This is a genomic window from Pseudoalteromonas fuliginea, from assembly GCF_000690055.1.
Taxonomy (GTDB): domain Bacteria; phylum Pseudomonadota; class Gammaproteobacteria; order Enterobacterales; family Alteromonadaceae; genus Pseudoalteromonas; species Pseudoalteromonas fuliginea.
In genome coordinates this window covers 1-5,023 of sequence record NZ_JJNZ01000134.1, presented here as the reverse complement: position 1 = coordinate 5,023, position 5,023 = coordinate 1, and the positions used below count along the sequence as shown (strand labels likewise).

Below are 5,023 nucleotides of genomic sequence, written 5' to 3'. Positions count from 1 at the left end.
ATTGAGAAAAACAATGATATTTGCCGTTTTAAGATAGGAAGTCACACGGTCTGTGTTCCTTAAGAACTAAGCTATGAATCATGAATAACCTTTGTACCGTTATAGCGATAGCTCACGCCTTGTAAAATTAAACTACTCATTTAACTACGTTGCTCCATAGAACGATTAATAAAATACAAAGGAATAAACCCGACAATAACAATAAATAATGCCGAAATTGAAGCAAGCTCTAACTGCTCGTCACTCACATACTGAAATACATGAGTTGCTAAGCTTTCAAAATTAAACGGTCTGAGCAATAACGCCGCAGGTAGCTCTTTCATGCACTCAATAAACACCAGTAATGCCGCCGTAAGTAGTCCACGGCGTAATAAAGGTAGATGTATTAAACGCAATGTTTGCCCTTGGCTTTTACCCATTGATTGACTTGCCATATCGAGTGATGGGCTAATGCGTAAAAAACTCGATTCTATCGCTCCGTGTGCGATGGCATAAAACCTAACAATGTAAGCAATAATAATAGTAAGAATACTGCCTGTAAGCAGTAAACCTATATCTAAATTATATGGTTCGAGCGCTTCATTGATGGTGTTTTCTAATAATGTAAGTGGTAATAAAACAGCAATAGCGAGCACTGTACCAGGCAATGCATAGCCCGTACTGGCTAAACGCCCAGGAATAAGCGGATACGTTTGCTTTGCAACACGCTGATAAAAAACCACAAAAATACTCAACGTAATGGTTATTACACTCACTATCCCTGCTACTTTTAAACTTTGCCAAGCATAGCTAAAAAACTCAATGTTCCACGCTTTATCAAAGTAGGTAATTGCGTAGTTTACGAGTACTGCAATGGGAATTAAAAAAGCGATAAGTAGAATAAAGCCACAAAATGCAGTTGCTAGCCAAGCCGACTTTCCTTTTAATACATAGAGAGATTCGCTATTTACACTTGATTGGCGCTCAAATACCGCTTGGTTACGGCGGCTAAAGCGTTCTGCCATTAATGCCAAAAATAAAAGTAAGAGCATTACACCCGATATTTTAGCGGCCGCTGTAAGCGAATAATAACCAAACCATGTGTCATATACGGCGGTCGTTAATGTGCTCACGGCAAAATAGCTGACGGTTGCAAAGTCAGCCATAGTTTCCATACTAATGAGTGCAAGAGCCGCAACAATTGCGCCGCGAGAGAGCACCAAACTTACTTTAAAAAAACTTTGTTTAGGAGATAGCCCCATTAATTGACTAGCTTGTACTAATTTGAATGACTGTTCGCGAAGGGCTGTTTTAAAAATTAAAAATAAATACGGGTAAAGTACCAAGGCAATCATAACGATAGCGCCAGGTAGTGTACGTATATCAAAAAACCAATAGTCACTAGGTGATTGCCAGCCAAACCATTTTCTAAGTGCTATTTGCACAGGGCCCGCATAGTCTAATAAATCAGTGTATACATAGGCAATAATATAGGTAGGCATAGCAAGGGGCAGCATAAGTGCCCATTCAAACTGCTTTTTACCAGGAAAACTACAGTAAGCAGTAAGCCAACCGAGTGGCAGCGCAATAGCACAGCTAAGCACACAAACGCCTAAAACCAGCAACACAGTATTAGTAATGTAATCCCAAAGCACTGTATCCCAAAGATGAGAAAACACCTCAGAGTTACCTTGCAGAGATTCAAAAAGAAGAAAAAACAACGGGGCCGACAGAATCAAACCCGTCGACCACGCAAAGAGCTGCCATTTAGACAGCTTAAATTTATAAGTCATTAAAGATCGAACTTCACCTCATCAATCAGCTTAAGCGCTAACGGACGATATTTACTGATCTCATCGAGTGGCAAGCTGTCTTCCTTAAAGCTCCCCCAAGACGCAACCAAACTGGATAATTGCACACCTGGCTTAACTGGATACTCCATATTTAGTGAGGCATACATGTTTTGTGCTTTATTGTCGGTCATATACTCTATGAGTTTCAAGGCATTTTCAGGATTTTTAGCGAACTTAGTAATAACCGCACCCGATACATTTATGTGCGAGCCACGATTAATTTGGTTCGGGAAATTAATATTTACCGCTTCCGCCCAACCTTTTTGTTCTTTATCTTGCAACATTTTTCCAAGGTAATAACTATTACCTAACGCTAAATTGCACAAACCTTCTTTAACAGCTTTAACTTGAGCACGGTCGTTACCTTGGGGTTTGCGCGCTAAATTAGCTTTGACGCCTTCAAGCCATGTTTTAGTATCAGCCTTACCATGGTGAGCTATCATTGATGCAACAAGCCCCAAATTATAAGGATGCTTACCCGAACGAGTGCAAATTTGACCTTTATATTTAGGATCAGCCAACTCTTCATAAGTTAGGTTTGGTAACGCACCTACTCGCTCTTTTGATGAATAAACATTACGCACACGCTTTGTTAGCGCAACCCACTGGCCTTCGCCATCACGAAATGCTGCAGGCACATTATTATTTACGCTGTCACTTTTAATAGTTTGCGTTAACTTTAAATCTTCTAATTGAATAAGTGCACTAAAGTTAGAAGTTAGTACTAAGTCGGCTTTGCTATGTTTTCCCTCGCGCTTAACACGTTCAATTAATCCTTTTTTAGCAAAAACAACATTCGTTTGGATGCCGGTTTGTTTTGTAAAATCATCCAAAATTGGCTGTATTAAAAACGGTTGGCGAAAAGAGTAAATATTAACGACGTCGTTTGCAAAGGCTGGCGCCGATACTATTAATCCTAAAGTGATAGCGAGTGTCTTCATTATTCCACCTAAATAATAATTATTATCAAATAATTCTACCGTGAACAGTTAAAAAGTGCACACCTTAAATAGCTGTAAGTAGGTAAAAGGTGTCTAAAACAGAAATGTCATGTAAGACATCTCTCACGGATGTGACAGCTAATGAGTAAAAAGCAACATATAAAACAAGCATTAATTAAATAACCAATTGAAAATAAAGAATTAATAAACTTTAGCTATTGCATAAATACTAATTAAATATAGTTTCAGCCCTATTTAAGTTGCTCCATTCACCTACAATTTACTCATCAACCAAGCAGTGATGCTTATCGATTAAATACAAGCAAATTATTTATTCGACCAACCAATGATTAGGTTACCAAGGAAATACGGATTTTAGGACAGGCTCAGGATGAGTAACACAATGGAATGTTGTAAAAATGGATAGCATCAGGAAGGTGCGAAAGGGATAACAACAAGGGTTTTAGTTGTTTGACAGGATGTTTAAGGAATAGATGGACAGGCCTTTTAGGCAACACAATGGATTGATTAATACACGGATGCACTAGGAAGTGCAATGGAAGGATTTGGTAATAGTATTTACCTTACAGGATGTTCAGGAATTAAAGGAGACAGGCCCGGATAGCCTAGATTACATAGAACTAAAAAGTAATATTGTAATAACATGGATTAGTAAAAATTGGAGTTGATTAAGTTCAATTGCAGGATGCAGAAAATTAGAAGATTCCGCAAGCGCGCCTAGAGATAGAGCGCGCTTTTCTTTGCATAGGTAATTAAGTCAAACATATTAATAATAGAGGAAATAGCAATCTCATCAGCTTCAGAGCACAACTTATATGAAGGAACATAAATAGTTTATGAATATAAATTTTAAATCGAGTAAAAACGTCTCCACACTTAATAGCCCAGTAAATAGCACAGCAGAGTATATTTGTATTTTTACGGCTCCTGCCCCAAAAGAAAATCCTTATTCTGCTTTGTTTAATCCAGAAGGATACGATTTTTCTAACATGTCTATGAGTGAGTTTAAAACGATACTCAACGTTATTATTCAATTAGAAAGTGATATAAGAACAACCCAGAGAGGTGAAACCGCCCGTGATGACGAATTTAGTTATCAATTAAATAAGCTAGCAAATGCAATAGGCCGCACAAATTTTAATGGTAAAGTTAATATTAATAAGTATTTTTTAAAAAGAGTAGAAGAAGCAAAAAAAATGGAAAGCAGTGACTTCCATTCATTTAGTCAAGTGCATACAAGTATGAATCAACTATATGAAACAGTTGTAAAGTTAACATCTGAAGAAAATTTTACAGCACTTCAAAATAAAGCGATAGCTTACTTAGAATACACGAGCAAACAATCGGCTTAAGTTAGCTCTGATCAGATTCAGGCCTGCCTTTATTACGTTTACCTAATAAATACGCATCGCGAAACTTTATAAAATGTTGCTCAAGCTTTGTTGATGCATCCATTTCGCCAGCAAGGGCTAACACCATAATAGCCACTTCAGCAGTGCCTAGTTGATGCGCATGAGGGGCTACACGTAATCGGTAATCAGATAGTTTATCAGCAGTAACAGAAAGCACTGGTAGGTTATCTAAATAGGGACTTTTACGAATCATTTTCTTTGCTTCTCGCCACGTACCATCTAAAAATATAAATAGCGGCTTTTTACCTAATTCAATACTCACTTCGGTAATAGCTCTGCCCTCTTCTACATCTTCAGCGGGAAACACGACCATTGGCTGATACTGCGAATCATTTATTAAAGCTAAAAGCGCTGGGTTAGGATCTGTTCTGTCCCATCTAAAAGCGTGATTATCAGGTACTATTTCAGCAATTAAACGCCCTGTATTAGAAGGTTTAAAGCTTTCATTATGGTACATCAATAAACAGACCGCAGCCGTGCAATCAGCCTGTTCAACACCTTTACAAATACAGTAGTGCTTAGCTATTAAGCATTGCTCACAGCGATCTAATTTACCACCTCGAGCATTAAACTCTCGACGGGATTCACTTATTTGTTGAGCGCGTAATGCCAAAACTGAGTTTTTCACTGTATTTACCTTCAATTAATTAAGCGCGCATTGTAACGACTTCTTGTTATTTAATCTTATATTTATAGCCATACCAACCTGCATAAATCTTTGATCAATTTAACGAATTAAATTGCACTATAACTTCGTTAAAATTTTTTATTTAGAACAACTAGATACAAAACTTTTGCCTAGTTCTAGCGTAATTTT

The 5,023-nt window shown here is 37.6% G+C and carries 4 protein-coding genes; 1 reads left to right on the top strand and 3 read right to left on the bottom strand.

The window, feature by feature from the left end; genetic code table 11:
* Positions 1 to 140: 140 nt before the first annotated feature.
* Both DC53_RS00410 and DC53_RS00415 read right to left on the bottom strand, forming a co-directional pair.
* Positions 141 to 1,772, bottom strand: a complete 1,632-nt coding sequence (locus DC53_RS00410; protein ID WP_033023849.1) for an ABC transporter permease — start codon at positions 1,770 to 1,772, stop codon at positions 141 to 143.
* Positions 1,772 to 2,776 (bottom strand): extracellular solute-binding protein, encoded by a 1,005-nt coding sequence (locus DC53_RS00415; protein ID WP_033015947.1) that lies wholly within the window; start codon positions 2,774 to 2,776, stop codon positions 1,772 to 1,774. The genes DC53_RS00410 and DC53_RS00415 overlap by 1 nt, the downstream gene beginning before the upstream one ends.
* An 854-nt stretch (positions 2,777 to 3,630) precedes the next feature.
* On the opposite strand from DC53_RS00415, the gene DC53_RS00420 reads away from it, so the two are divergent.
* The gene (locus DC53_RS00420; RefSeq protein WP_033032342.1) at positions 3,631 to 4,146 is read left to right on the top strand and encodes a hypothetical protein; all 516 of its coding nucleotides are present in this window, start codon (positions 3,631 to 3,633) and stop codon (positions 4,144 to 4,146) included.
* Between the two features lies 1 nt (position 4,147).
* On the opposite strand, the gene DC53_RS00425 is transcribed toward DC53_RS00420, so the two are convergent.
* Complete coding sequence (locus tag DC53_RS00425) at positions 4,148 to 4,834, bottom strand: tRNA-uridine aminocarboxypropyltransferase (RefSeq protein ID WP_007378727.1); 687 nt, start codon at positions 4,832 to 4,834, stop codon at positions 4,148 to 4,150.
* Positions 4,835 to 5,023 lie beyond the last annotated feature (189 nt).

Excerpts from the sequence above, each read along its gene's own strand:
- DC53_RS00410 (WP_033023849.1), bottom strand. The coding sequence starts at position 1,772 with ATGACTTATAAATTTAAGCTGTCTAAATGGCAGCTCTTTGCGTGGTCG.
- DC53_RS00420 (WP_033032342.1), top strand. The coding sequence starts at position 3,631 with ATGAATATAAATTTTAAATCGAGTAAAAACGTCTCCACACTTAATAGC.